The sequence below is a fragment of the Qipengyuania sp. BR81-2 genome (assembly GCF_055693895.1).
In genome coordinates, this window is sequence record NZ_CM146344.1 from 620,001 (window position 1) to 644,820 (window position 24,820).

Genomic DNA, 24,820 nt, shown 5'->3' on the forward strand with positions numbered 1-24,820 from the left:
AAATATCGTGTTCGAGCGCGTCGGACAGGAAGCGACGCGCGCGCTGGCTGAGGATGTCTTCCACCGGCTCCACCGCCTGTCGCTGCGCTTCCACCTCTCTCGCCGCACGGGCGAGGTGACCAAGATCATCGAGCGCGGGACCAAGAGCATCGATTCCATGCTCTATTTCCTGCTGTTCAATATCGCGCCGACGGTGATCGAACTCACTGCGGTCGGGATCATCTTCTATCTCAACTTCGGCTGGGGCCTTGTTGCTGCGACCGCCTTCACTGTCGTCGCCTATATCGTGGTGACGCGGCAGATCACCGAATGGCGGACCAAGCTGCGGCGCGAGATGAACGATCTCGACGGGCAGGCACTGTCGCGCGCGGTGGATCTCGCTCCTCAATTACGAGACGGTAAAATACTTCGGGGCTGAGCGGCGCGAGGAAACGCGCTACGCTAAGTCTGCGCGCGCCTATAGCGAGGCGGCAATCAAGTCCGATGCCTCGCTCGGCATGCTCAACATTGCGCAGGCCTTCATCACCAACGCGCTGATGGCAGGCGCTATGGCCTATACCGTGTGGGGCTGGAGCCGAGGCGACCTTACGGTCGGCGACCTCGTATTCGTGAACACCTACCTCATCCAGCTCTTTCGCCCTCTCGACCTGCTCGGCTGGGTCTACCGCACGATCCGCCAGGGCCTCGTCGACATGGCGGAGATGTTCCGCCTCATCGACACGCAGGTGGAAGTCGAGGACACGCCCGGCGCCCCCGCCCTCATCGTCAATCGCCCGTCGGTCACGTTCGAGAATGTCGTCTTCGGCTACGAGAAGGAACGCACCATCCTCCACGGCCTCTCTTTCGAGGTGCCCGCAGGAAGCCACGTCGCGATCGTCGGGCCCTCGGGAGCAGGCAAGAGCACGATCGCGCGGCTCCTGTTCCGTTTCTACGATCCCGCCTCGGGTCGTATCCTGATCGACGGGCAGGATATTGCCGAAGTCCGGCAGGACAGCCTTCGCTCCCACATCGGCATCGTTCCGCAGGACAGCGTGCTGTTCAACGACACGATTGGCTACAACATCGCATATGGCCGGGAGGATGCGAGCGAGGCCGATATCGAAGCCGCGGCGCGTGCCGCCTCGATCATGCCTTTCATCGAACGACTGCCAGACGGCTTCGAAACCGAAGTCGGCGAGCGGGGTCTCAAGCTGTCGGGCGGCGAGAAGCAGCGGGTCGCCATCGCGCGAACGCTGGTGAAGAACCCGCCCATCCTCGTGCTCGACGAAGCGACGAGCGCGCTGGACAGCCGGACCGAGCAAGACATCCTGCGCACGCTCAAGCAGGTGAGCGAGGATCGCACTACGCTCGCCATCGCGCACCGCCTCTCGACCATCGCCGATGCCGACCGCATCCTCGTCCTAGACCAGGGCCGCCTTGCCGAAAGCGGCACGCATGCCGAACTGCTGCGCCTTGGCGGTCTCTATGCCGAGATGTGGGCGCGCCAGCAGGCTGAAGAAAGCGAGATCGAAGGCGCTTCCGCATAGCAATTCTCGCCGCGCGGGTTGTGTTGCACTGCACAATCGCTAAGAAGCGCGCAGACATTCCGGGCGCAGACTAGCGCCCCTTCATACATGGCTGGACAAATATCATGCCCAACCTCGGCGCGATCAAACGCGACTGGTTCTCCAACATCCGCGCAGACATCCTTGCCGGGATCGTCGTCGCGCTCGCCCTCATTCCGGAAGCGATCGGCTTCTCGATCATCGCTGGCGTGGACCCGCGCGTGGGCCTTTATGCCTCGGTAGCGATCGCCATGGTCATCGCCTTCACCGGCGGGCGCCCGGGCATGATCAGCGCAGCGACCGCTGCGGTGGCGGTAGTCGTCGTGCCGCTGGTGCGCGATCACGGGGTGGAATACCTTTTCGCAGCAACGATCCTGATGGGCATCTTCCAGGGCATCGCCGCGCTGCTGCGCCTCGACCTGCTCATGCAGTTCGTCTCGCGCTCGGTCATCACCGGCTTCGTCAACGCGCTCGCAATCCTCATCTTCATGGCCCAGCTGCCGCAGCTCGACCCCAGTGCGGCAGGCATCGGCTGGATGACCTATGCGATGGTCATCGCCGCGCTCGCGATGATCTACATCATCCCGAAGTTCACCACCGCAATTCCAAGTCCGCTGATCGCGATCATCGTTCTGACCGCACTGACTATCTGGCTCGACGCGCCGGTGAACACCGTGGCGGACATGGGCGAACTGCCCGAGGGCCTGCCCTATTTCGCGCTGCCGAATGTCCCGCTTACTTGGGAAACGCTCGCCATTATCGCCCCCTATTCGGCGACCATGGCGGCAGTCGGCCTGCTCGAATCGCTGCTCACCGCACAGATCGTCGACGACATGACGCACACCGGTTCGAACAAGCGCCGCGAGAGCGCCGGCCAAGGCGTGGCGAACATCGTCGCGGCCATGTTCGGCGGCATGGGCGGCTGCGCAATGATCGGTCAGTCGGTCATCAACGTCACGAGCGGCGGCCGCGGTCGCCTGTCGACTTTCACCGCCGGTCTCTCGCTCCTGATCCTGCTCGCCGTTCTCGGCGACCTCGTGGGCCAGGTGCCGATGCCGGCGCTGGTGGCGATCATGATCATGGTCTCGATCGGCACCTTCTCGTGGAACTCGATCCCGAACATTTCGAGACACCCGTGGCAGTCGAGCGTGGTGATGCTCGCGACTGTCGTCGTGGTGGTCGCCACCCACAACTTGGCGCTCGGCGTTCTGGCTGGCGTGATCCTGTCGGGCGTGTTCTTCACCCACAAGGTGATGACGATGTTCGAAGTGGTCCGCGAGCGCGAAGGCGATACTGCCATCTACCGCGCCAAGGGCCAGATCTTCTACGCCAGCGTCGAGCGTTTCGAGGCTGCACTAGGCCCCGAAAGCACGATGCCCGACCCGGCAGATCACGTGATCATCGATGTGCGCAAAGCCCATTTCTGGGACATCAGCGCTGTCGGCGCGCTCGATAAGGTGGTCGAACGCATGCGCCGCAACGGCCGCAGCGTGCAGGTTCGCGGGCTCAACCGAGCGAGTTCGGACCTGGTCGACAAGTTCGCGCTGACCGACAAGACCGGTGTCGAGATCGGGCTAGCGCCTCACCCCTGATCAGCGCTTTTTACGCCTGCGCCATTTGGCGGTAGCGGCACTCTCGCTGTCGGAATATTCCGGCGGAAGCTTGTGCCGCCACTTCTGCTCGTACTGTCTTGCGGACAACAGGCTGGCCGCCTTCATCAGGCGATAGCCACGCCAACCGACGAAAAGATACCATGGCGCAAGCAGCAGCTGGATGCTTGCTATCGCCCAGATCCGCTCGTCCGAGTCTGAGCCCAAGATCAGCGCGGCGAAAATTCCTGCCAGGAATGGAATGAAGATCGACCAGGGACGATTGTTGTCCGTGAGGTCGCGATCGACCCTTTTCCGCAGCTTCTGAAATTCGCCTGCCATCCTCAGCGCTGCGATGACTGCAGTTCTTGCAAAATGCGGAGAGCCTCGTCTCCCTTCGCCGCTGGCACAAAGGCATGGTCATGATGAAATGCCGCGACCATGTTGCATGCGATTCCCGCATCGGCGAGCGCGCCTGCCACGGCAGCCGTCAGCCCCACGCCTTCAAGGTCCGAATGCACCATAAGCGTAATGCGCGCGAAATCCGGGCCTTCGATGTCGAGTTCGCCTGCCAATTCGGACGGCACGATCGCCGTCACACCCTCGTCCTCACGGAACGTCCCGACCGCCGCACCCAGTAGTTGCGGCGCATTGTCGGGGCTGACGAGAACGAAGCGCCAGTGGCGCGGATCGAGCCGGGGCTCCATGGCGGCGATCATCGCCTCCCTGTCGCTCACCGGCTCGCCCATTACAGGATGTACTTGCTGAGGTCGGTATCGCCCGCAAGATCGTCGAGGCGTTCGCGCACATAGGCGGCGTCAATCGTGATCGTCTCGCCCTTGTGCTCCTCGGCTTCGAAGCTGATGTCTTCGAGCAGGCGCTCCATGACCGTCTGAAGGCGGCGGGCACCGATGTTCTCGATGCTCTCGTTCACCCGCGCGGCGATCTTCGCCACTTCGGCAATCGCATCGTCGGTGATGTCGAGCGTGACCTCTTCGGTGCCGATCAGCGCCTTGTACTGTTCGACGAGGTTTGCGCGCGTCTCGGTAAGGATGCGCACGAAGTCTTCCTCGGTCAAAGCGCGCAGCTCGACGCGGATCGGCAAACGGCCCTGCAGTTCGGGCAGCATGTCCGAAGGCTTGGCCACGTGAAACGCGCCCGATGCGATGAAGAGCACGTGGTCGGTCTTCATCGGGCCGTACTTGGTGGCAACGGTCGTGCCTTCGATCAGCGGCAGCAGGTCGCGCTGCACGCCCTCGCGGCTGACCGATCCGCCGCGCACGTCGGAGACGGCGATCTTGTCGATCTCGTCGAGGAACACGATACCGTTGGTTTCCGCATTCTCCAGCGCGACGCGGTTCACATCGTCCTGGTCCATGCGCTTCTCGGCCTCTTCCTCGACCAGCCGGTCCCACGCGTCGGGGACCTTGAGCTTGCGGCGCTTGAGGTTCGAGCGGCCCATCGCCTTGCCGAGCATGTCGGAGAGGTCGATCATGCCGACATTGGCGGGCATGCCCGGGATTTCCATGTTAGACTGCGGCTGGTCCTTCACCTCGATCTCGACCTCGGTGTCGTTCATCGCGTTCTGGACGATACGCTCGCGGAACGCCTCTCGAGTCGCCTCGCTGGCATTGTCGCCGACGAGCGCGGTGAGCAGGCGGTCCATCGCCGCTTCGCTCGCTGCTTCGCGCACTGCCTCGCGGCGGCGCTCCTTCTCGAGACGGATAGCTTCCTCGGCAAGGTCACGGGCAATCTGTTCGACGTCGCGGCCGACATAGCCGACCTCGGTGAACTTGGTCGCTTCCACCTTCACGAAGGGCGCTTCGGCCAGCTTCGCAAGACGGCGGCTGATCTCGGTCTTACCGCAACCGGTGGGGCCGATCATGAGGATGTTCTTGGGCGTCACCTCGTCGCGCAGGTCTCGGTCGAGACGTTGGCGGCGCCAGCGATTGCGCAGCGCCACGGCCACGGCGCGCTTGGCGTCCTTCTGGCCGATGATGTGTTCGTCGAGAGCGGCGACGATCGCCTTGGGGGTCAGATTGTCCATGAGTTCTTTCAGACCGTTTCGACGGTCACATTGCCATTGGTGAAGACGCAGATGTCGGCGGCTACCGCCATGGCTTTGCGCGCGATGACTTCGGGATCGTCTTCGTATTCAGCGATCGCCTTGGCTGCGGCGAGCGCGTAATTGCCGCCCGATCCGATGGCGGTGATGCCCGCTTCCGGTTCGAGCACGTCGCCATTGCCGGTGAGGACGAGAAGGCTTTCCTTGTCCGCCACGATCATTAGCGCTTCGAGATTGCGCAGGTACTTGTCCGTGCGCCAGTCCTTGGTCAGTTCGACCGCCGCGCGCAGCAGCTGTCCGCTATACTGCTCGAGCTTCTTTTCGAGCCGTTCGAACAGGGTGAAGGCATCCGCGGTAGCGCCGGCAAAACCGGCGACAACAGCACCACCCTCGCCGATCCGGCGAACCTTGCGTGCGTTGGGTTTCATCACCGTGTTGCCCATGGAGACCTGTCCGTCTCCGGCAATGACGATCCGGTCGCCCTTGCGCACGCCGATGATGGTGGTTCCGTGCCACTGGGTCAGCCCGTGGCGATTGTCTTTATCGTCCATGCCGCGGGATATGGGGTGCGCGGCAAAGGGGTCAAGAAGAAGGGTTCAGCCGGCAGCCGCCCGAACAGGATCAGCGCGGCGCGCCGCCGCCCGGAAGACCGGCCTGGCCGACCGTGCCGATATTGCCGAACAGATCCTGCAGGAAGGTGCGCTCGCGGCCCAGCGTCGGCGTCTTGTCGCCATCGGGGCTGAGATACACGACCTGGTCGAGACCGGTGCGATCGGCGGATAGAACATTGCCCGTCTCGTCGAACCTGACGGCGAGCACCTGGTGCTGCTGGATGCGCGGACGTACGAAGGGCTTACGGCCCGTTGTCGAAGACACGTAATACCAGGTCGGTTCGCCGAATTGGCTTGTGAAGGTCGGACGGCCCAGCGTCATCTCGACGCTGCGCTGGTTGTCGATTCCCGGCTGCACTGCATTCAGGAGCACGTTGTCGACCACATAGCCGCGGGTTTCGCGGATAGAGGAACAGGCGGCAGTACCGAATGCGGCCGTGGCCAGCACCGAGATGGCAAGGATTTTCGTGACCCTCATGGGAACTGCTTCAACTCCGTTTCTCCGGCACGCTTGGCCTGTGGCCAGCCGCACCCTATATGCGCGGACGACGCCCTAAACCGCTGTGCGCGCGCTTGCAACTCAGCACTGTACGAGCGTTGGTGATGGCGGCTTGAATTGCCGCTGAACGAACAGACACGGGAAGCCTACTGCATGTCCTTTTTCTCCCGCCTTTTCGGCACCCAGTCAGACCCGCGCGAACAGTGGCGGCCACTGTGGCACACCATCGTCGAACAGGCGCGCGAGCCCGACTGGTACCGCATGTGCGGTGTCGCCGACACGGTCGAGGGCCGCTTCGACATGATCACCCTCGTGCTCAGCCTCGTGATGCTGCGAATGGAAGGCGACGAGGAGCTTGCCCCGCACACCGCGCTGGTCACCGAACTCTTCGTCGAGGACATGGAAGGCCAGCTGCGCGAGGCGGGAATCGGCGATCCCACGGTGGGCAAGAAGATCGGCAATCTCATGAGCAGCATGGGCGGACGTCTCGGCACCTATCGCACGACGCTGGCCGACGAAGACCGTGTGGCGCTGGCCGAAGCGCTGAGGCGCAACGTCACCATGTCGCAGGAAGACGAGGCCGAGGCGCTGGCCGAGCGGATGATCCGCCTGCACAAGCGGTTTTCGCGTACATCCACCGAGCAACTGCGCGCCGGAGAAATTGCAGAGTGAGCGACGCGAATGAACTCAGCCGCCTAGTAAGGCGCAAGGCACTGCCCCCTAGCGAGCTGGAAATCGAGGCCAGCGAAGAAGAACGCGCGGCTCTCGCCAAGCGCTTCGGGATCACCGCTATCCACTCGCTCTCGGCCCGCGCTGCTTTCGGCGAGAAGGACGGCGCCGTGCTTGTTGACGGCTCGTTCGACGCCAAGGTCGAACAGCCCTGCGCTGTCACCCGCGATCCCCTCACCTACGACATCTCGGAAAACTTCTCGCTCCGCTTCGTGCCCGAGGGCCGGATGGGCGACTACGAGGAAGACGCCGAATTCGAGCTGTCCGAGGAGGATCTCGACGAGATCGAGTACGAGGGCGACGCTTTCGACCTGGGCGAAGCGATCGCCCAAGAACTCGGCCTCGCCATCGACCCCTACCGTGAAGGCCCCGGCGCCGACGAAGCGCGCGAGGAAGCCGGGATCGAAAGCGACGAAGAGCGCAAGACCAGCGGGCCGCTGGCCGATGCGCTGGCAGCGCTTAAGAAGGACTAAACCGCTTTCCAAGGATTGAAGAAAAGGTCCTCCACTGCAATGTCGAAAAATGCGGCAAGCCGATAGGCCATCGGAAGCGACGGATCGTATTTATCCGCCTCTATAGCGATGATTGTTTGGCGCGAGATTTCCAAGGCGTCGGCAACGTCGCTTTGCGTTAGTTCGCGGGCCTTTCGAATCTCCTTGAGGCAATTTCTCACTCGCTCGCGCCGCGGCCACGCATCCGCCAGAGAAGCCATGCTAATGCGAATCCGACACCCTGCGCAACGAACATGTATCCAGCACCCAGGCTGAGATCGCTGTGTCTTCCGGTGGTCGCAATCAGCCAGCAGATCGCGCTCAAACCCGCAAGCATGCTTCCCCAATACCAGCTGTGGGTCTGACCCTGCTTCTGGACATCGTCGAGCGCGCGCCACCATGGCAGGCCCGAAATAACGACGATCGCCATCAGCAAGAACAGCGCCGGCAGGATTATCCAAACCGGCGTTGCTACATCGTGGGCTGGCACCAGCAGACCTAGAACGACGCCTGCGGCGACCGCCACGCCGAAGCCCAGCAGGAAAAGGTTGCGAACCTTGTTGTCGTGTGAACTCGTAGCCATTCAAACGCTCCTTTGATGTAAAGACATTTGAACTTTTTTGCGTGTTTGTAAAGAGGTTTTTACATAACGTCGGCTTTTTCGATCAGAACGGGATATCGTCGTCGAGATCGTCGTAGTTCGAGCCGCCGCTCTGGCCGCCCGAGCCGCCGCCCTGGCCGCCGTTGCCACCGCCCGACGAACCGCCACCCTGGTTCCAGCCGCCACCCTGGCCGCCGCCGCCGCCACCATAGTCTCCGCCTCGTGAGCCGCCTCCGCCGCCCTGGCCGCCACCGGGGCCGTCGAGCATGGTCAGCGTGCCGTTGAAACCGCGCAGCACAACTTCGGTCGAGTAGCGGTCATTGCCCTGCTGGTCCTGCCACTTACGGGTCTGGAGCTGGCCTTCGACATAGACCTTGCTTCCCTTGCGCAGGAAGCGTTCGACCACGTTGATGAGGCCTTCGGAAAAGATCGAGACGGTGTGCCATTCGGTCCGCTCCTGGCGTTCGCCGGTGTTGCGGTCCTTCCACTGCTCGCTCGTCGCGATGCGGAGGTTGGCGACCTTGCCGCCGTTCTGGAAGCTGCGGATTTCCGGGTCTGCGCCCAGGTTTCCGATCAGCATGACTTTGTTGAGGCTACCGGCCATCGATCTCGTCCCTTCGTGATTTCTTGGCGACCGGACTAACGGCCCGCGCGAGTCGGTTCTAGGGCGCTTTCGGCTATTACCCCCAGAGCGGACCTAGAGTCCGAGGCCGACGGCTATCCAGTAGGTCGCCCCTGCCGCCAGCCACGCCAGCGCGAAAAGGTATACCACCATCACGATTGGCCACTTCCAGCCGTTCGTCTCGCGCCGCGCGACGGCGATGGTCGAAAGGCACTGCGGGGCGAATACGAACCACGCAAGGAAGGCGAGTGCGGTGGGTAGGCTCCAGAGAGCGGCGATTTGCGAAGTCACGCCCTCGGCGGCCAAGTCCTCGTCCTCGGCATCGACTGCGTAGGTTGTCGCCAGCGCCGAAACCGCCACTTCGCGGGCGGCCATGGCAGGGACGAGCGCGAGGCTCATCTCGCGGTTGAACCCGATCGGCTCGAGCACCGGGTGGATTGCATCCGCTACTGACCCGGCGAAACTCGCATCGAGCTGGCTTTCGCCCGGCTCCGCCTTCGGGAAGGAAAGCAGCAGCCACAGCGCGATCGTAGCGACGAAGATGATCGTACCGGCGCGACGCAGGAACACCCAGGCGCGCTGCCACAGGCCGATGGCAAGGTCCTTGATCCGCGGCATCTGGTAACGCGGCAGCTCCATGATGAAGCCCGAGGCGGCACCCTTGGTGACCGTGCGGCGCAGCACCAGCGCGACGACGATCGCGCCCACGATACCGGCGATATAAAGAGCGAAGAGCACGAGGCCCTGCAGCCCGATGCCCGGCCCTACTGTGGTTTGCGGAATAACTGCGGCGATGATCACCGCATAGACCGGCAGGCGCGCCGAACAGGTCATCAGCGGGGCGATCAGGATCGTCGTCAGCCGGTCCTTGGGATCTGCGATCGAACGCGTCGCCATGATGCCGGGAATGGCGCAGGCGAAGCTGGAAAGAAGCGGAATGAAGCTCTTCCCCGACAGGCCCACGCTGGCCATCAGCCGGTCCATCAGGAAGGCGGCACGCGCCATGTATCCGCTCGCTTCCATCAGCAGGATGAAGGCGAAGAGGATGATGATCTGCGGCAGGAAGACGACCACCGAGCCTACGCCCGCGAGCACGCCCTCGGTGAGGAAGTCGCGGAACAGGCTGGGCGCCAGTGCACCGGCCACGCCGTCGGTCAGGACACCGACCCCGCCTTCGAGCGCGTCGGCGAACGGCGTTGCCCAGGCGAACACGGCCTGGAAGATGACGAACAGCAGGCCGAACAGGATAACCGGGCCGAGCCAGGGGTTGAGCAGGATCCTGTCGACCCCGTTCTCGATCGTGTGGCGGGTCGACTTCGAAAGAGTGGCCCCCTTCGCCATGTGCTTTGCCGAGAGGCGCCGTTCGGGCAGGGTCAGGTGCCAGCGCTTGTGCGCTTCTTCGTCGGCATGCGTTTCCGCCTCCGCGATGGCGGCGGCAAGCTCGTTGATGCCGCGGCGGCGCACGGCCACGGTCGGGATGACCGGGACGCCCAGCGCCTCGGACAGAGCCTCGGGATCGAGCGTCAGCCCGTCACGCTCGGCGAGGTCCATCATGTTGAGTGCGACTACCGTAGGACGGCCCAATTCGAGCACTTCCTGCGCGAAGACGAGGTGTTGTTCGAGGTTGGCCGCATCGAGCACGAGCACGAGCACGTCGGGCACGGCTTCGCCTTCGAAAGTGCCTTTCACGACATCGCGGGTCACCGCCTCGTCGGGGCTGGCGGCATCGAAACTGTAGGAGCCGGGCAGGTCGAGCAGTTCGACAGGCTCGCCGCTCGGCAGCGTCATGCGCCCGGCTTTGCGCTCGACGGTGACGCCGGCGTAGTTGGCGATCTTCTGGCGTGCGCCAGTAAGCGCGTTGAACAGCGCCGACTTGCCCGAGTTGGGATTGCCGACGAGCGCTGCAGTATGCTTGCGGCTCATGCGGCCTCCACGCTGATGGCATGGGCGTGCGCGCGGCGAATGGCGATGGTCATGTTCCCTAGCCGCAGAGCGATGGGATCGCGCGTCCCGAAAACCCCGCGATGGACGATGGCGACCTCCGCCCCCTCGTCCACGCCGAGCGCCTTGAGACGCTTTGCTTCGTCTTCGGCCAGCAAGGCCCAATCCACGCCGATGATGCGCGCGCTTCGTCCGCTATCGAACCCGTCCAGAGTCATGCGCAGCGCCCTGTCAGATCGCAAAGCTTATTGCAACTGGTTATCAATAACGCAGCGAATCAGCGTGCCGGATAGCGCAGCCGGCCGAGGAAACGTGTGAGGCTGAAGCTCTCGCGCTCGGGGTTCAGCAGCTTGGCCTTGACCTTCTCGAACTTCATCACGCCTTCGATGCGGCGGTCGAGGAAGGCGCGGGTTTCTTCCTTGTCCTCGCTCTCGTCGTTAACGAAGACCGCGAGCGTCGCACCGTAGATCGATGAGAGGATCGCACGCTTGGTATAGTGGTTGTAGTCGGTCGCCGTATCGCCGGCGAGGCGCCACATCAGGTCGGCGGTCTGCCAGCCGCGCTTCGCCGAGGCGGCGGCATTCTGCGGCATGGCCATGAACGCAAGCGCGCGGCGCAGGGCCTCTTCCTGCCCGGCGACAGCATCGAGCCGGAACTGGACGAGCGCGCGAATGCGCTCGCGAATCTTCATGGGCTCGATGACATCCTCGGTGAATGCAGCGGCCATCGCGGTATCGACTGCCTCGATCCACGCGAAGATCATGTCGATCGCGCCGCCCTTGAAGGCGAGGCGCGCCACGTCGATGTCCGCGCCCATCTGCTCGGCGGCCATGACCAGGGCATCGTCACCCCAGCCGTCGAAGATCGCCGCATCGGCAATAGCAGGCGCCAGCGCGAGGCGAAGCTCGTCGAGGGTCAGGTCGGCGATGTCGGGTGTGTCCTGGTTCATCAGTTGGGGCCGTAGGTCTTTGCTTGGTCCTGCTTGCCCTTTTCGGCCTTGTCGATCGCCTCGAGCACTCCGGCACGCGCACCCATGAGCATGGCGTAGTCGCGGGCCGAGCGGCCCGAATTGTCCGTACGGTCGGGATTGCCGCCATTGACCACCAGCAATTCCACAAGCTTGAGGTCGCGGCGGTGCACCGCGCTGATCAAAGGGGTCTCGCCGGTCGTATCGGACACATCGACATCGGCGCCGCGTTTGATCAGCTGCTCGACGCCCTCGATGAAGCCGAGTTGCGCGGCGATCTGGAGCGGCACGACACCGTTCTTGTCAGCAATGTTCGGATTGGCACCGCGCTGCAGCAGGAAACGCACCCAGGTGAGGTCGCGCCGCTGGACCACCGCGTGAAGCGCCGTCTCGCCGCTGGTGATGTCGCGGGCGTTGATCGTGGTGTTGCCCGGCTGGTCGAGCAATTCGGTCGCCACGGTGCCGTCGCGGTCGCGGACCGCCTTGAGGAACTTGTAACCGTCAGATTGATGCTGCGCAGACGCCGGGCTGGCCAGCATGGCGAACAGCGCCCCCGCGATGACCATACCTCGTCTTGCCCTGTTGATGCGCACTTGCCTTGTCTCCGCTCGGATTATTCGCAGTTTCGTATGGGGCGAACCCTTGAACAGGGGCCGTTAGCAGACCATGAACCAACATGTCATGCTTCGCGTTCCAATCCTGATTTTCTCGACCCTGCTATTGGCTGCCTGCTCACAGGAAACGCAGGGACCGCAGCTTATCGAGCCTGATGGGCCGCCGCCCCTCGAAGGCGCATCGCTCGGCGGCGATTTCACGCTGACCGGCGAAGACGGCAATCCGGTAAGTTTTTCGGATTTCGACGGGCAGTATCGTACGATCTATTTCGGTTTCGCCTTCTGCCCGGACGTCTGCCCGACGGACAACCAGCGCGCGATGGCGGGCCTCAAGCGTTTCGAGGAAGATTTTCCCGAGCTCGGCGCCAAGGTCCAGCCACTCTTCGTGAGCGTCGATCCCGATCGCGACACGAGCGAGGTACTCGCCGAATTCACCGATGCCTTCCACCCGCGTCTGATCGGGATGACCGGTGAAGCAGAAGAGCTTGAGGAAGTCGCCGGCAAGTTCGGCGTGTTCTTCTCGGTTCCCGAAGACCGCGGCGACGGCGGCTACCTTGTCGACCATTCCAACCTCACGCTTCTGTTCGGGCCCGATGGCAATCCGCTTGCGACCTTGCCCACCGACCAGGGCCCCGACGCCGTGCGCGACGAGCTGGCGAAATGGGTGCGCTGAGGGAGCGCTTCTGGGAACGGCCGCTGGCCGACCTGAACCAGGCCGAATGGGAAGCATTGTGCGACGGGTGCGGCCGATGCTGCCTGCACAAGGTCGAGTACGAGGACACCGGCGAGATCGAGGAAACCAACGTCGCCTGCACGCTGCTCGATTGCCAGACGGCGCAGTGCAAGGACTATCCCAATCGCAAAGCCAAGGTGCCCGACTGCCTGCGCCTGACGCTGAAGCTGGTCGACAAGGTGCCGTGGCTCCCCGACACCTGCGCCTATCGCCGCCGCGCCGATGACCGCCCCTTGCCCCGCTGGCATTACCTGCTCAGCGGCGATCGCGAAGCGGTGATCGCGGCAGGCGTGTCGGTCGCGGGACGCGTCATCAGCGAGGACGAGGCAGGCCCGCTCGAGCACCACATCGTCGATTGGGACGATGGCGAGGACCAGTGGGAGGAGGACGCGGCATGATCGAGTGGCTGCGCGACCAAAAGATCGCGCCGGAAATCGATATCGACGGGCGCGTCCTGCCGATCGAGCTGCGCCGCCATCCGACAGCCAAGCGCCTGACCCTCAGGCTCGCTCCCGACGGCAGCGCGGTGAAGATCACCCTGCCGCGCTGGTGCGCGTCGAAGGAGGCCATCGCCTTTGCCCATGCGCGCGCGGACTGGCTCGCGAGCCAGCTCGCCAAGGTCCCCGAAAGGCGATGTCCGGTCGAAACGCGCCGCATCGATTATCGCGGACGCGAGATCGCGGTAGACTGGCGCGCCGATGCCCCGCGCAAACCCGCGCTCGATGGCGAAAGCATTGCAATCGGCGGTCCCGAGGAAACTCTGGCGATGCGCCTGCAGCGCTGGCTCGAGGCCGAAGCCTTGGAGCTCTTTACCGAGGATGCGGCCGAATACTGCGAACGCGCCGCCCTGCCCGTCGCGCCCGTGCGACTGACGCGCGCCAAGCGGCGCTGGGGCAGCTGCTCGAGCGAAGGCGTGCTGCGGCTCAACTGGCGACTGGTGCAGGCGCCCGACCATGTCCGGCGCTCGGTCGTCGCGCACGAGGTCGCTCATCTCGTGCATTTCGACCACTCGCCCGATTTCCACGCTCTGCTGGACAATATTTTCGAAGGCGAGATCGCCCGCGCCAACCGTTGGCTCTCCGCCAACGGGCGCAAGCTCTACGCAAGCTTCAGCTAGCGGAAAGCCGCAAGGCCTACTATCTAGCCACCATGCGTTATCGAACCCGGTTCAATGCCGTCGGTGGCATCAGCGATTTTGTCGAACAGTGGCGGCGCCCGACGCCGTACCGCTGGCCCATTCTCGCCGCCTCATTCCTTGTGTCCGGCAGTCTGATGTTCTGGCTGACGCAGGAGAAATACTATTATCCGCCCGAGCAGCCGGAGGTGACCTACATCACCACCTTCGCCGAGGGACGGACCGACGAGGAAATCCGCCAGTCGAACATTGAAAACCAGCGCCTCAAGGAAGAGCGCGAGGCAGAGCAGGCCCGCATCCTCGAGCGCCGGCGCGAACTCTACAAGGAAGTGGGTGCGGCCACCGGCCTCGATGTCGAGGCCATGGAAGCCCAGATCGAAGCCGACGAGGCTGCGGAAGCCGAGGCCGAGCGCCAGCGGCTTGAACAGCTGTTCGGCGAGCGCGAAGGCCAGTCGGAAGCCACGGTTGAAGCCGATAGCGAGTGATGCTGCCTGGATGAGCGCGGCTGCGCGGCTCGCCTCGCGCGGGCGCCCGCTTTCGCGCCCGAACCCCGCGGTCGGCTGCATCATCGTGAAAGATGGCCTGGTCGTCGGGCGCGGATGGACCGACAAAGGCGGCAGGCCCCATGCCGAGGCAATCGCGCTGGAGCAAGCTGGAGACAAGGCCCGCGGCGCCACGGTCTATGTGACGCTCGAACCCTGTGCCCATGCCTCAACGCGCGGCCCTGCCTGCAGCGACCTTCTGGTGGAAGCACGTCCTGCCCGCGTGGTCATCGGCGTCACCGATCCCGATCCGCGCACTGCAGGCGACGGTGCCGAGCGCCTGCGCAAGGCGGGCATAACGGTCGACCTCATCGATTCTTCCGAGGCGCGAGCGAGCCTCGATGGCTATCTCTCCCGCGCCCTTCGCGGCCGGCCGCATGTCACCTTGAAGCTCGCGATGTCGCTCGATGGCTGCATCGCGATGGAAGACGGGACCAGCCAGTGGATCACCGGTGAAGAGGCCCGCGCCCATGTTCATTCACGCCGCGCCATGAGCGATGCGATCCTCGTTGGCGGTGCGACCTGGCGGCACGACAAGCCGCGGCTCGACGTACGTCTCGAGGGCCTGGAGGATCGCAGCCCGCAGCGTGTCCTTCTCTCTCGCGGAGTTCCACCTGATGGCGTGAAGGTCATCAACGATCCTGCCCAGATCGCGCAGCTCGAGGATGTCCAGTATCTCTACGTCGAAGGCGGAGCCGGCGCTGCGGCTAGCTTCCTTGCCGCCGACCTCGTCGATCGGCTCGAAATCTATCGCGCCCCGATCCTGATCGGAAACGGCCGTCCAGCGCTTGGCGACATCGGCCTCGGCAGCCTTGCAGAAGCCCACGGACGCTGGGCGCTCGCGGAAACCCGCCAGCTTGGCAGCGACACTTTCACAGCCTATCGCCGCATCCAACAAGAGGATCAGGCTTAAATGTTCACCGGTATCGTGACCGCCATCGGCACCATCGAAAGCGTGGAAAAGCGGGGGGACACGCGCGTCAATGTGTCGTGTCCGTTCGATCCCGAGGCGATCGATATCGGCGCTTCGATCGCCTGCTCAGGCGTGTGCCTGACGGTCGTCACGCTCGAAGGCACGAAGGGCGATGCGCGCATCGGCTTCGACGTGTCCGGCGAAACGATCTCGCGCACGGTTCCCGGAATGTGGGAAGCTGGCCGCAAGCTCAATCTGGAGCCCGCGCTCAAGCTCGGTGACGAACTCGGCGGCCATCTCGTAACCGGTCACGTCGACACGGTCGGTGAAGTCGTTTCGAAGCGCGAAAAAGGCGGATCCTGGCAGTTCGCCATCCGCATCAGCCGCGCCTTCGCCCCCTTCGTGGCAGAGAAGGGCTCGATCACGGTGGACGGTGTGTCGCTGACCGTAAACGACGTGCGCGACCGCAAGGACGGGACCTGCGATTTCGGCCTCAACATCATCCCGCACACCTACGAGGTCACGACCCTCGGCAACCTTGCCGAAGGCGATCACGTCAACCTCGAGATCGATGTACTCGCGCGCTATCTCAAGCGGATGCAGAGCCTGGCGAACGCCAGCTAGGCCAGAGGGCCTTCCTGGAAATCCTCGCGGGTAATCTCGTAAACCAGGTGGACAACCCGCTTGCCCTGGTAACGCCCCAGTTCGTAGCGCTCGGTGCGCTCGGCACCGATGGCTTCCAGCGCGTTGCGCGAGCGATAGTTCGTGTCGCCGACGCGGAATTCCACGATGGCGACTTCTTCGAAGGCATGCGCGAGCATGGCCTGCTTCATTTCGGGATTTAGCCCCTTGCCCCAGCAAGAGGGCGCGAGGAAGGTCCAGCCGATCTCGACCACGTCACCTTCTTCGTCGGTTTCGACCTCGCCGTAGCGGGTGGAACCGACGATGCGCTCATCGCTCTTGCGGATGACGGCCAGCGCACCGCCTGCAGCCAGTCCTTCGTCGAAGAAGGCATCGAAGACCTCGCGCCGCCACCGGTCGTGGATCGGGTGCTGTTCCCAGACGGCGGGATCGGAGGCGACTTCAAACAGCGCCTCCCGGTCATCCTCGGTCAGCGGACGCAATTGGAGCCGCTCGGTCTCCAGCACCGGTCGCCGGTCGAGCGCCATTGCAGCCTAGGCCTTGGAGACGTCGGCCAGCGCCGCGATGAACTTCTCGGTGTTGCCCGCATGCAGGCCCGCGACGTTGATCCGGCCCGATCCCGCCATGTAGATCGCGTGGTCCTCACGAAGCCTGGCGATCTGCTCCTTGTCGAGCGGCAGCATGGCGAACAGGCCGTTCTGGTCGGCCAGCGCTGACAGGTTGAGACCGGGCGCTTCGTTGTCGGCCGCGGCCAGCCGTTCGCGGACGCGGCGCATGCGCTCGCGCATCTCGTCGAGCTCTTCGAGCCAGACCCTGGTCATGCCCTCGTCCTCGAGCAGGAGGCGGACAGCAGCACCGCCATGATCGGGCGGCATCGACCAGTTCGCGCGGGCGAGCGCGTTGGCATTGGAGGCGATCGCGTCCAGCTGCGCTGCTTCGCTCGCGATCATGTAGAATGCGCCGACGCGGTCACGGTAGAGGCCGAAATTCTTGTCGCAGCTATAGGCGAGAAGTGCCTGCGAAACCTTGGCAAGCACCGTGCGAACGCCGGCGACGTCCTCTTCCATGCCCTGCCCCAGGCCCTGGTATGCAATGTCGAGGATCGGCAGCACGCCGGTTTCCGCAAACGCGTCAGCAATCGCCTCCCACTGCTCGGCAGTGTAATCGATGCCCGTCGGATTGTGGCAGCAGCCGTGCAGCAGGACCGCATCGGCATTGCCCGCATCCCGGATCGCGCCGAGCACGGCATCGAGGTTGGCCGACCCGTCTGCATTGGCGTGGTCGAAAGGAACGATCTCGACACCGACGTCCTCGAGGATCTGTGCGTGGTTCGGCCAGCTAGGCATGCCGAGGTGAATGCGCTTCACGCCCGCCTTCGCCGCGAGTGAAACGGCAAGCCGCACCGCACCCGTTCCGCCCGGCGTCTGCATGCCCTCGATCCGGTCGGCCAGCGGGCTGTCCTTGCCGAAGATGTAGGGCATCAGCGCCTTCACGAAACCGGAATCGCCTTCGGGTCCGAGATAGCTCTTCGAATCCTGCACTTCGAGCAGCCGCTTTTCCGCCTGCTTGATCGCGCGGAAGACCGGCGTCGCACCATCGTTCGTGCGATAGACACCGACGCCGAGGTCGATCTTGTCTTCGCGCGGGTCGGCGGCATGCATCTTGATCAGCGCGAGCAGCGCGTCGGGAGCTTGGGGAGAAAGGTTTTCCAGCATGGCTGCGCTCTTTGCGCAGATATGCGAAGGGCCGCAACCTCAATCGCGGTTGCGGCCCCTCAATTGCGGCTTGTTTTCGTATGCCGAGCTTAGAACGGCAGCCACTTCTGTTTTTTCGAGAACTTCAGGTAACCGGCATTCACGCCCAGCCTGAGACCCGCGCCCACGCGGATCGGGATCAGCACGATGTCACCCTTGCGCACATAGCTCGCGTTGAGACCGCCAACTGCGTAAGCCTGACCTTCAGCTGCGGGGAAGCGCGAGTAGATTTCCTCGGTATCGTAGAGGTTGTAGACGAGCACGAAGGTGCTCCCGGCATTCGCGCCTGCATCGAGGCCGACCGAGGGACCGGTCCAGTAGACCGGCTTCTCGCCTTCGACCTTGTGGAACAGCGTGCCCGATCCGTAGCGAGCGCCGATCACGAAGGCACCGCCAGCTTCGCGTCCGACGATGTAGCCATTGGGTTCGCCCTGGTCGGCAAGGAGCTTGCGGATCATCTTGGCAACGCCCTCGGCGCCCTTGCCGAATACGCCCTCCGCAGCGCCGATGAGGTCGTCCTCGCGGTAGGTGGTGGCAGCGTTCTCGGCCTGCGGTCCGGCCGCGGCTTCGGAAGCAGCCGCCTCGGCGGACTGTTCGTTCCACTGCGGCTGGCCGATGTCTTCGGCAGGCGCTTCATAGGTGGTTTCGGCTTCGGCTGGGGGCGGCGCGGTATCGGTCACGGGCGGAAGCTCGCCGGTCGGCGCTTCGAGATCGCCGTCGATCGGCGCATCGTATGCGGCATCCGGATCGACGCTCTCGACCTGCGCGGCAAGCGGTGTTGCGGCGAGCGAGAAAGCGGCCAGTATGGCGGCGGCGAATGTTCTGGCGGTCTTCATATCGATCCCTTTGTCGAGCCTGATGCGCGAAGAGCACAAACTGCTGCGCGCTTGAGCAGAATCGCATTCCACCACTCCCGCAATGAAACGGCGATGAACCGAATCGAAAATGCGCCGAAGCGAGTCGCAGGGGCGCTCGGAAGCGCTATTCGGGATTGGACGGATTCTTCGCTTGAAGGGTGCGGGAGTGCTGGCTATAGCGCGCCCCTCGCAGCCGATAGGCATGCACGCGGAGACGTGGGTGAGTGGCTGAAACCAGCTCCCTGCTAAGGAGCCATACCTGGTAACGGGTATCGAGGGTTCGAATCCCTCCGTCTCCGCCATTTCCTTTAATCGCTGTCCCGGCCTAGAGCCCGATGCGCAGGCCCGCCCAGAAGGTGCGCGGCGTGCCGAGATCGATCGATCCACGCTGGTTGCGAGTGAAGATTTCCTCGTCGGTCAGGTTCTCGCCGCGCAGGACGAGAGCGATATCGGCAGTCAGGGGAAGTTGCGCATAGGCGCCGATCGTCGTGGCAGCAGGCAGGATATCGGTCTCGAGGTCGTCCTCGAACTGCGCACCCACATGACGCAACGTGACAGCGAGCAGCCAGTTCTCGCGCGGTGACCAGCTCGCGGTTGCTGCTCCTGCCCAACGGGGTGTCTGCGCGGGACGATTGCCATCGAATGCAGCGCCATCTTCGCGTGCTTCGGCGTCGGTATAGGCAAGTGAGCCATCGAATCGCAGCTGGCCCAACTCGAGACCGGCGCTCGCCTCGATCCCGCGCGAGCGGACCTTGTCGACGTTACGGCGCTGGCGGGTGACCGAATCGAGCGTGACATTGGCGACAGCGCCGACCACGCGGTTCTCGAAGGCCGTCAGCGACAGCTCGATCGCTTCACCGCTTGTGAAATCGATGCCTGCTTCGAAGCCCTCCAGCCGCTCGTTCTCGAGCGCGGCGTTGGCATTGGTGGTCACCGGGAAAACAACAAAGGGGCGGTAGAGTTCGTTCAGTGTCGGAAGGCGCAGGCCAGTGTACGCCGCTGCACGCAGGCGCAGGCCGCCGCCGAGATCGTACAAGGCGCCGCCGCGAAACGATTCTTCCCAACCCGACCGATCGGCGAAGCGATCCTCGACGATAATGGCGCCCGATGCATCGCGGGCAGTATAGAAACCGTGACGGATCGTGAAGCGGTCGAGGCGCGCACCGGCGGTAAGCGTCAGCGCTCCGAGTTCGAAATCATCTTCTATAAAGAAGCCGAGATCAGTGTTCGTCCCGCCCGCATTGCGGCGCTCGCGGACATTACCGGTGAATGCGCTGATTGCGGTCTCGAATAGCTCGCCTTCCGACCGGCGGTAGTCCGCGCCGATACGCAGCGTGTGGCGCGAGCCGACCGGCGGGCGCAGTTCGAACTTGCCGCCCAGTCCCGTCGATGGGGTGTTGCGCTGGTCGAGAACCGGCACGAAGCGCGTCGAACTGATGACGACATTCGTGAAGTTACGCGCCTGGACATAGCCGAGAACGTCGAATTCCCACTCGCCACGCCCGACAAGGCGCAGGCTGGCGTCCTGACCGGTACTCGAACTGGCAGCGCCATCGAATCGCAGCGTCCTGCGATCGTCATAGATAAGGCCGCGGGCCTGTAGCTCGACCTCGTCGCTGAGCGGGGCGACGCCGCGCGCCTGTACCGACCAGCTGTCGTATTCCGCCTTGGCCGAGGCCGGAACGCGGTCTGCCTCCGGCGTGGTGAAGAAACCGGGACCACGATCCCAGCGTCCCGAAATCACTCCGAAGCCGCCGCCCAATTCTCCGGCGAAATGGCCCGAAGCCTCGGTCCCGCCGCGGTCATTGGCGAGCAATTGCGCGCCGTAGGTACCGAGCGGTTCGAGACCGGCGCTTTCCAGCTCGATCGTTCCGGCAAGCGCACCGGCACCGAATGGTCCTGAGCCGCCGCCGCGCGTCACGCGGACTTGTGCGAGACGCTCGGGCGCGATCGCGGTAAAGGGAATGAAGCCGAAGAACGGATCGGCCATGGGGATACCATCGAGCAGCACCAGCGCGCGGCTCGTGGCGTTGCCACCGAGCGCTCGCAGCGTTGCGCCTTGCGCACTGGGATTCGACGAACGGCTGTCCGAGCGCCTGAATTGCTGGAAACCCGCTACCGTTCCGAGCGCATCCTCGATGCGGCCGGACGGGACCGAAACCAGCTGCTCACGATCGATTTCCTGCGTGTCGTAGGCAGATGAAGCGGGTGTCTGTGAGAGCCCCTCGCCGATTACAACGATTACCTCGTCGTCCTGCTCTTCGGCCGGTTCCTGCGCGAGGAGGGGCGATGACGCGAGGGCGAGAACTGCTGTCAGGGGGTAACGCATCGCGCGGCGATAGCAGCCGATTGCAAGCGATGCGACAGTGAGTTTTTGCGGCGCTGTATGGCCCTATTTCTCGAGCTGGCGGACGAGCGATCCGGCGAGATTCTTCCAGCTGTCGAGCGCAAGCTCGCGGTCCATGATCGAGTAGCCCATCTCGGCAAGGGTTTCGCCAGAATGAGAGATGGCGACAGCCTCTGCCTCGGTCGTCCTTGGCGCAGAAAGTACAACGCGCGCCACATCGCCGCGGCCCGCCTCGCGAAGCACGCCAACGAAGGCTTCACAGATTTCCGCGCTGCTCGCACCGGCATTCCTGTCGTCCTCGAGAACGCAGGTGATCTCGCCATCCATCGGGTAGCTCTCCTGATTTGCACTGGCCGTGCATGCCGAAAGGGCAAGGCCCGCGGCAATTGCCATGCGGATCGTCGATTTGCTTGTCGCGGCCATGTGTCAGTCCTGCCTGATGCTTTCCCGGGCGGCAAGACCGGGCTGTCCGGTATCGCCTTGTGCCACTGGTTATTGGCAGGGGCGGGATTGCCTCATGGTGAACTGCCGGGCACCCGGCAAGCGGCGTCACTCGCGAAAAGCGGTTTCCGACAGGCGCGTGATGGGTGTGAGGATGTATTGCAGGACGGTACGCTTGTCCCCGAGCAGGCTTATGTCGGCGACCATGCCGGGGCCGATAGCAAGATCCTGCCCGCCCGGACCCTCAAGCGCGTTCCGGTCGGTCGTGACACGCACTAAGTAATAGACCTCGCCCGAACTGGGGTCCTGTATCGAATCTGCCGAAATCGTGGTCACTGTCCCGTCGAGCGCCCCGTAGACCACTTGGTCGTAGGCTGTGATGCCGATTTTGGCCTCCTGCCCGATACGCACATTGCCGATGTCCTGCGGCGAGATCCGTGCCTCGACGAGGAGGCTGTCTTCGGCGGCTACCAGTTCCACCAAGGGATCGCCTGCCGTTACCGCGCTGCCGCGGGTGGTCACGAGCACGCGGCTGACCTTGCCGTCGATCGGCGCGCGAAGCGTGGTGCGCTCGAGCCGTTCCTCGAGTGCGGGCAAGGTGCTTGCCCGCGCCTCGAACTCCGCCTGTGCGACGGCAAGCTGGCTGGCCGCTTCCTCGCGCCAGTCCTGACGGATGCTGGCAAGGTTGGCCTGCGCTTCCGCCACTTGCGCCTGCGACCGACCCAGCATTGCACGTGCGCCAGCGAGGTCGCTGCGCGCGCTGGCGGCATCGGCCTCCGCACGGGTGAGCGACAGTCGCGGTTCGATACCGTTTTCGACCAGCGGTCGAATTGCAGCCAGTTCGCTTTCGGCACGGCTCAGCGCGCTCTGGCGCGAAGCGAGGGCGGCTTCCGCTTCACCCACGCTCTGGCGGGCGCGCTGCAGCTGTGCAGCGCCAGCGGAAAGCGCGCTGCGAAGGCTCGCCTGCCGCGAGGCATAGAGCGACCTCTCGATTTCCAACTGCCGTGCCGCCTCCGCATTTGCAGGCTCGGGATAGCGGGGTGCACGGCCGGTGACTTCCGCTGACAGCCGCGCAACCTTCATGTCGAGCGCCTGCGCGGTCGCGGCAGTGCTGCCGAAATCCGCACCGGTCGCGGTAGGATCGAGCCGCAACAGCGGCTGGCCCGATGCTACTTCGTCGCCGGGCTTTACGAGGATGTCTTCGAGGATCCCGCCTTCGAGGCTCGAGACCACCTGCAATTCGCTGCTCGAGATCACGCGTCCCATTCCGCGCACGGTCCTGTCGATCTCGGCGAAGGCAGCCCAGATCAGGAAAACGAGGAAGAAGATCGTGATGCCCCAGAACAGCACTTTCGATGCCGTGCCGGGTTCGATACCCGCGACGATATCCTCGAAATGGCGCTCTTCGTCCTGCACTTCGAGCAGTTCGGTTTCTTGTTTCGGCTGGCTGGGGACCATGTTCACGGCTGCCTTCCCACCTTGCCGAGCTTTTCGAGCACCTTGTCGCGCGGCCCGTCGGCCACGAGCTTGCCGCGGTCGAGGATCACGATCCGGTCGACCAGCTTGAGAAGCGGCTGGCGATGGGTGACGATGACCAGCGTGCGACCTTTCAATTCGTCTTCAAGCCGCGCGATGAGATCGGTCTCGGTCTGCGCATCCATCGCGCTGGAAGGCTCGTCCATCACCACGATCGGCGGCTTGCCGGCCAGCGCGCGGGCAATGGCAATCGACTGGCGCTGCCCGCCCGAGAGCCCCTCGCCGCGGTCGACGAGCTTGAGGTCGTAGCCGTTGGAAATGCGCGACACGAAAGTGTCGGTCCCCGATAAGCGCGCCGCGCGCAGCATTTCCTCGTCATCGATGAACGGGCGTTCGAGCACGATATTCTCGCGGATCGAACCCGAGAAAAGCGCGGGTTCCTGCAGGACCGAGCCGACCTGCGCGCGCAATGAATAGGGATCGAACTGCGCAATATCGACGCCGTCGACAAGCACCATGCCTTCCTGCGGAGGATAGAGGCCGAGCATCATGCGCGCGAGCGTCGACTTGCCCGAACCCACGCGGCCCAGCAGCGCGACATGTTCGCCCGGCTCGATCTTGAGATTGACCTTCTCCAGCGCCGGTTCGCTGCCGCCGGGATAGGTGAAGGTTACATCGCGCAGCTCGATGGCGCCCGAGGTGGATGCCATCTGGAGCGGCTCGCCAGCCGGACCTTCGACCGGACGGTCCATCAGCTCGCGCACCTGGCGATAGGCGGTCCGGGTCGCGGTGATCCGGCCCAGCAATTGTGATATCTGCGCAAGCGGCGCGATTGCCCTTCCGGCGAGGATCGAGCAGGCAATCAGCCCGCCCAGCGTCAACTGGTTGTTGGCCACCGCGAATACACCGACGATCACCACCCCGGCATAGCTGAACATACCCGCGGTCGTCGCGAAGGTGGTGCCGATCGAGGAAATGAGGCGCTGGCGCAGGCTCGTCTGCGAATGCTCGCGCACGGCCTCCTTCCAGCGGCGGCGAAGCATCTGGTTTGCGCCAGAGACCTTCACATGCTCGATACTGCCGAGCGTTTCCACCAGCACCGATTGTTTTAGCAGGCCCTGGCCTAGGTTCTTGGCTGCCGTGCGCTGGAGCGCCGGTTGGGCTGCGAGACCGACGAGGATTACCAGCGGCACCATGATGGCCGGCACGGCGACCACCCAGCCGCCGATGATTGCCACCACCAAGAGAGTGATGAGGATGAAGGGAAGGTCGACGACTGCGACGAGCGTTGCCGAAGCGAAGAAATCGCGGATCGTCTCGAGCTCGCGCATCATGCCGGTGAGCTGGCCGGTCGATCCCTTGCGCAGCTCGAGCCGCATGGCGAGCAGGCGCTGAAACGCGTCCTCGCCCACTTCCTCGTCGATGCGGGCACCGGCGAAATCCACGAAATAGGCGCGCAGCAGCTTCAGGATGAAGTCGAACAGAATGATGATGCCGAGCCCGATCGAGAGCGCCAACAGCGATCCGTAGGCCGCATTCGGCACGACGCGGTCGTAGACGGTCATCGTGAAGAGCGCGGTCGCCAGACCGAAGATGTTGATCAGTGCAGCAGCGATGGCGACCTTGGAATAGGTGCGCCAGTTGCGCCTGATCGGCTCGGCCAGCCATTCGGCCAGCCGCTTCTTCGGGATCTCGATGAGCGACATA

General features: G+C 64.0%; 28 protein-coding genes, 1 tRNA gene and 1 pseudogene (1 of these 30 running past the window's edge). 11 read left to right on the forward strand and 19 right to left on the reverse strand.

All coding sequences use genetic code 11. The features are described from left to right. Together ACZ1G8_RS03085 and ACZ1G8_RS03090 are read left to right on the forward strand one after the other, a co-directional pair. Nucleotides 1–1,526 (forward strand): annotated as a pseudogene (locus tag ACZ1G8_RS03085) (ABCB family ABC transporter ATP-binding protein/permease); it begins 296 nt to the left of the window's first position. Nucleotides 1,527–1,630: 104 nt separating this feature from the next. Beyond that, nucleotides 1,631–3,136, forward strand: a complete 1,506-nt coding sequence (locus ACZ1G8_RS03090) for a SulP family inorganic anion transporter (protein ID WP_472680345.1) — start codon at nt 1,631–1,633, stop codon at nt 3,134–3,136. On the opposite strand, the gene ACZ1G8_RS03095 is transcribed toward ACZ1G8_RS03090, so the two are convergent. From ACZ1G8_RS03095 to ACZ1G8_RS03115, 5 genes are all read right to left on the reverse strand, one after another. After that, nucleotides 3,137–3,475, reverse strand: a complete 339-nt coding sequence (locus ACZ1G8_RS03095; RefSeq protein ID WP_472680346.1) for a hypothetical protein — start codon at nt 3,473–3,475, stop codon at nt 3,137–3,139. It abuts the gene before it with no gap. A gap of 2 nt (nt 3,476–3,477) precedes the next feature. Next, nucleotides 3,478–3,882, reverse strand: a complete 405-nt coding sequence (locus ACZ1G8_RS03100; protein ID WP_472680347.1) for an ACT domain-containing protein — start codon at nt 3,880–3,882, stop codon at nt 3,478–3,480. Further along, nucleotides 3,882–5,180, reverse strand: coding sequence for an ATP-dependent protease ATPase subunit HslU (hslU, locus tag ACZ1G8_RS03105; protein ID WP_472680348.1), 1,299 nt, complete (start codon nt 5,178–5,180; stop codon nt 3,882–3,884). Before hslU ends, ACZ1G8_RS03100 begins: the two co-directional genes overlap by 1 nt. Nucleotides 5,181–5,188: 8 nt before the next feature. Continuing rightward, on the reverse strand, nt 5,189–5,749 hold the full coding sequence (gene hslV, locus ACZ1G8_RS03110) for an ATP-dependent protease subunit HslV (protein WP_472680349.1): 561 nt from the start codon (nt 5,747–5,749) through the stop codon (nt 5,189–5,191). A gap of 70 nt (nt 5,750–5,819) precedes the next feature. After that, on the reverse strand, nt 5,820–6,287 hold the full coding sequence (locus ACZ1G8_RS03115) for an outer membrane protein assembly factor BamE (protein ID WP_472680350.1): 468 nt from the start codon (nt 6,285–6,287) through the stop codon (nt 5,820–5,822). A 174-nt stretch (nt 6,288–6,461) separates the two neighbouring features. Here ACZ1G8_RS03115 and ACZ1G8_RS03120 point away from each other — a divergent pair, with 174 nt between their 5' ends. Both ACZ1G8_RS03120 and ACZ1G8_RS03125 read left to right on the forward strand, forming a co-directional pair. After that, the gene (locus ACZ1G8_RS03120; RefSeq protein ID WP_472680351.1) at nt 6,462–6,980 is read left to right on the forward strand and encodes a ubiquinol-cytochrome C chaperone family protein; all 519 of its coding nucleotides are present in this window, start codon (nt 6,462–6,464) and stop codon (nt 6,978–6,980) included. Further along, nucleotides 6,977–7,510, forward strand: a complete 534-nt coding sequence (locus tag ACZ1G8_RS03125) for a YceD family protein (RefSeq protein WP_472680352.1) — start codon at nt 6,977–6,979, stop codon at nt 7,508–7,510. Before ACZ1G8_RS03120 ends, ACZ1G8_RS03125 begins: the two co-directional genes overlap by 4 nt. On the opposite strand, the gene ACZ1G8_RS03130 is transcribed toward ACZ1G8_RS03125, so the two are convergent. The 7 genes from ACZ1G8_RS03130 to ACZ1G8_RS03160 all read right to left on the reverse strand — a co-directional run bounded on the left by ACZ1G8_RS03130 (nt 7,507) and on the right by ACZ1G8_RS03160 (nt 12,225). Next, the gene (locus tag ACZ1G8_RS03130) at nt 7,507–7,749 is read right to left on the reverse strand and encodes a helix-turn-helix transcriptional regulator (protein ID WP_472680353.1); all 243 of its coding nucleotides are present in this window, start codon (nt 7,747–7,749) and stop codon (nt 7,507–7,509) included. The genes ACZ1G8_RS03125 and ACZ1G8_RS03130 overlap by 4 nt on opposite strands. Further along, nucleotides 7,707–8,111 (reverse strand): hypothetical protein, encoded by a 405-nt coding sequence (locus tag ACZ1G8_RS03135; RefSeq protein WP_472680354.1) that lies wholly within the window; start codon nt 8,109–8,111, stop codon nt 7,707–7,709. Before ACZ1G8_RS03135 ends, ACZ1G8_RS03130 begins: the two co-directional genes overlap by 43 nt. A gap of 82 nt (nt 8,112–8,193) precedes the next feature. Continuing rightward, nucleotides 8,194–8,733, reverse strand: coding sequence for a single-stranded DNA-binding protein (gene ssb / locus ACZ1G8_RS03140; protein WP_472680355.1), 540 nt, complete (start codon nt 8,731–8,733; stop codon nt 8,194–8,196). 93 nt (nt 8,734–8,826) lie between these two features. Next, nucleotides 8,827–10,674 carry a ferrous iron transporter B gene (feoB, locus tag ACZ1G8_RS03145; protein WP_472680356.1) on the reverse strand — a complete coding sequence of 616 codons (1,848 nt, stop codon included), beginning with the start codon at nt 10,672–10,674 and terminating at the stop codon, nt 8,827–8,829. Next, nucleotides 10,671–10,910, reverse strand: coding sequence for a FeoA family protein (locus tag ACZ1G8_RS03150; protein ID WP_472680357.1), 240 nt, complete (start codon nt 10,908–10,910; stop codon nt 10,671–10,673). The genes feoB and ACZ1G8_RS03150 overlap by 4 nt, the downstream gene beginning before the upstream one ends. A 59-nt stretch (nt 10,911–10,969) precedes the next feature. After that, nucleotides 10,970–11,641 carry a COQ9 family protein gene (locus ACZ1G8_RS03155; protein ID WP_472680358.1) on the reverse strand — a complete coding sequence of 224 codons (672 nt, stop codon included), beginning with the start codon at nt 11,639–11,641 and terminating at the stop codon, nt 10,970–10,972. Continuing rightward, the gene (locus ACZ1G8_RS03160) at nt 11,641–12,225 is read right to left on the reverse strand and encodes an ankyrin repeat domain-containing protein (protein WP_472680359.1); all 585 of its coding nucleotides are present in this window, start codon (nt 12,223–12,225) and stop codon (nt 11,641–11,643) included. Before ACZ1G8_RS03160 ends, ACZ1G8_RS03155 begins: the two co-directional genes overlap by 1 nt. A 100-nt stretch (nt 12,226–12,325) precedes the next feature. On the opposite strand from ACZ1G8_RS03160, the gene ACZ1G8_RS03165 reads away from it, so the two are divergent. From ACZ1G8_RS03165 to ACZ1G8_RS03190, 6 genes are read left to right on the forward strand one after another with little or no spacing between them, the layout of a single operon-like run. After that, nucleotides 12,326–12,946, forward strand: coding sequence for an SCO family protein (locus ACZ1G8_RS03165; protein ID WP_472680360.1), 621 nt, complete (start codon nt 12,326–12,328; stop codon nt 12,944–12,946). Next, the gene (locus tag ACZ1G8_RS03170; RefSeq protein ID WP_472680361.1) at nt 12,934–13,404 is read left to right on the forward strand and encodes a YcgN family cysteine cluster protein; all 471 of its coding nucleotides are present in this window, start codon (nt 12,934–12,936) and stop codon (nt 13,402–13,404) included. Before ACZ1G8_RS03165 ends, ACZ1G8_RS03170 begins: the two co-directional genes overlap by 13 nt. Then, the gene (locus ACZ1G8_RS03175; protein WP_472680362.1) at nt 13,401–14,123 is read left to right on the forward strand and encodes a M48 family metallopeptidase; all 723 of its coding nucleotides are present in this window, start codon (nt 13,401–13,403) and stop codon (nt 14,121–14,123) included. Before ACZ1G8_RS03170 ends, ACZ1G8_RS03175 begins: the two co-directional genes overlap by 4 nt. Before the next feature lie 32 nt (nt 14,124–14,155). Further along, entirely contained in the window at nt 14,156–14,626 is a 471-nt protein-coding gene (locus ACZ1G8_RS03180) for a hypothetical protein (RefSeq protein ID WP_472680363.1), read from the forward strand. A 10-nt stretch (nt 14,627–14,636) separates the two neighbouring features. Then, nucleotides 14,637–15,596 carry a bifunctional diaminohydroxyphosphoribosylaminopyrimidine deaminase/5-amino-6-(5-phosphoribosylamino)uracil reductase RibD gene (ribD, locus tag ACZ1G8_RS03185; RefSeq protein ID WP_472680364.1) on the forward strand — a complete coding sequence of 320 codons (960 nt, stop codon included), beginning with the start codon at nt 14,637–14,639 and terminating at the stop codon, nt 15,594–15,596. After that, nucleotides 15,597–16,220, forward strand: coding sequence for a riboflavin synthase (locus tag ACZ1G8_RS03190; protein ID WP_472680365.1), 624 nt, complete (start codon nt 15,597–15,599; stop codon nt 16,218–16,220). On the opposite strand, the gene ACZ1G8_RS03195 is transcribed toward ACZ1G8_RS03190, so the two are convergent. From ACZ1G8_RS03195 to ACZ1G8_RS03205, 3 genes are all read right to left on the reverse strand, one after another. Next, entirely contained in the window at nt 16,217–16,765 is a 549-nt protein-coding gene (locus ACZ1G8_RS03195) for a GNAT family N-acetyltransferase (RefSeq protein WP_472680366.1), read from the reverse strand. The genes ACZ1G8_RS03190 and ACZ1G8_RS03195 overlap by 4 nt on opposite strands. Nucleotides 16,766–16,771: 6 nt before the next feature. Further along, nucleotides 16,772–17,953: an amino acid aminotransferase gene (locus tag ACZ1G8_RS03200; RefSeq protein WP_472680367.1), complete on the reverse strand. Its 1,182-nt coding sequence runs from the start codon at nt 17,951–17,953 to the stop codon at nt 16,772–16,774. A gap of 89 nt (nt 17,954–18,042) precedes the next feature. After that, nucleotides 18,043–18,828, reverse strand: coding sequence for a DUF1134 domain-containing protein (locus tag ACZ1G8_RS03205; protein ID WP_472680368.1), 786 nt, complete (start codon nt 18,826–18,828; stop codon nt 18,043–18,045). Between the two features lie 231 nt (nt 18,829–19,059). On the opposite strand from ACZ1G8_RS03205, the gene ACZ1G8_RS03210 reads away from it, so the two are divergent. Further along, nucleotides 19,060–19,151, forward strand: a tRNA-Ser gene (locus ACZ1G8_RS03210). Nucleotides 19,152–19,174: 23 nt separating this feature from the next. Here ACZ1G8_RS03210 and ACZ1G8_RS03215 read toward each other — a convergent pair. The 4 genes from ACZ1G8_RS03215 to ACZ1G8_RS03230 all read right to left on the reverse strand — a co-directional run bounded on the left by ACZ1G8_RS03215 (nt 19,175) and on the right by ACZ1G8_RS03230 (nt 24,819). Next, nucleotides 19,175–21,178, reverse strand: coding sequence for a TonB-dependent receptor plug domain-containing protein (locus ACZ1G8_RS03215; RefSeq protein WP_472680369.1), 2,004 nt, complete (start codon nt 21,176–21,178; stop codon nt 19,175–19,177). A 63-nt stretch (nt 21,179–21,241) separates the two neighbouring features. Continuing rightward, entirely contained in the window at nt 21,242–21,619 is a 378-nt protein-coding gene (locus ACZ1G8_RS03220; RefSeq protein ID WP_472680370.1) for a hypothetical protein, read from the reverse strand. Between the two features lie 126 nt (nt 21,620–21,745). After that, nucleotides 21,746–23,095, reverse strand: coding sequence for an HlyD family type I secretion periplasmic adaptor subunit (locus ACZ1G8_RS03225; RefSeq protein ID WP_472681177.1), 1,350 nt, complete (start codon nt 23,093–23,095; stop codon nt 21,746–21,748). A 2-nt stretch (nt 23,096–23,097) separates the two neighbouring features. Then, complete coding sequence (locus ACZ1G8_RS03230; protein ID WP_472681179.1) at nt 23,098–24,819, reverse strand: type I secretion system permease/ATPase; 1,722 nt, start codon at nt 24,817–24,819, stop codon at nt 23,098–23,100. Between the last annotated feature and the right edge of the window lies 1 nt (nt 24,820).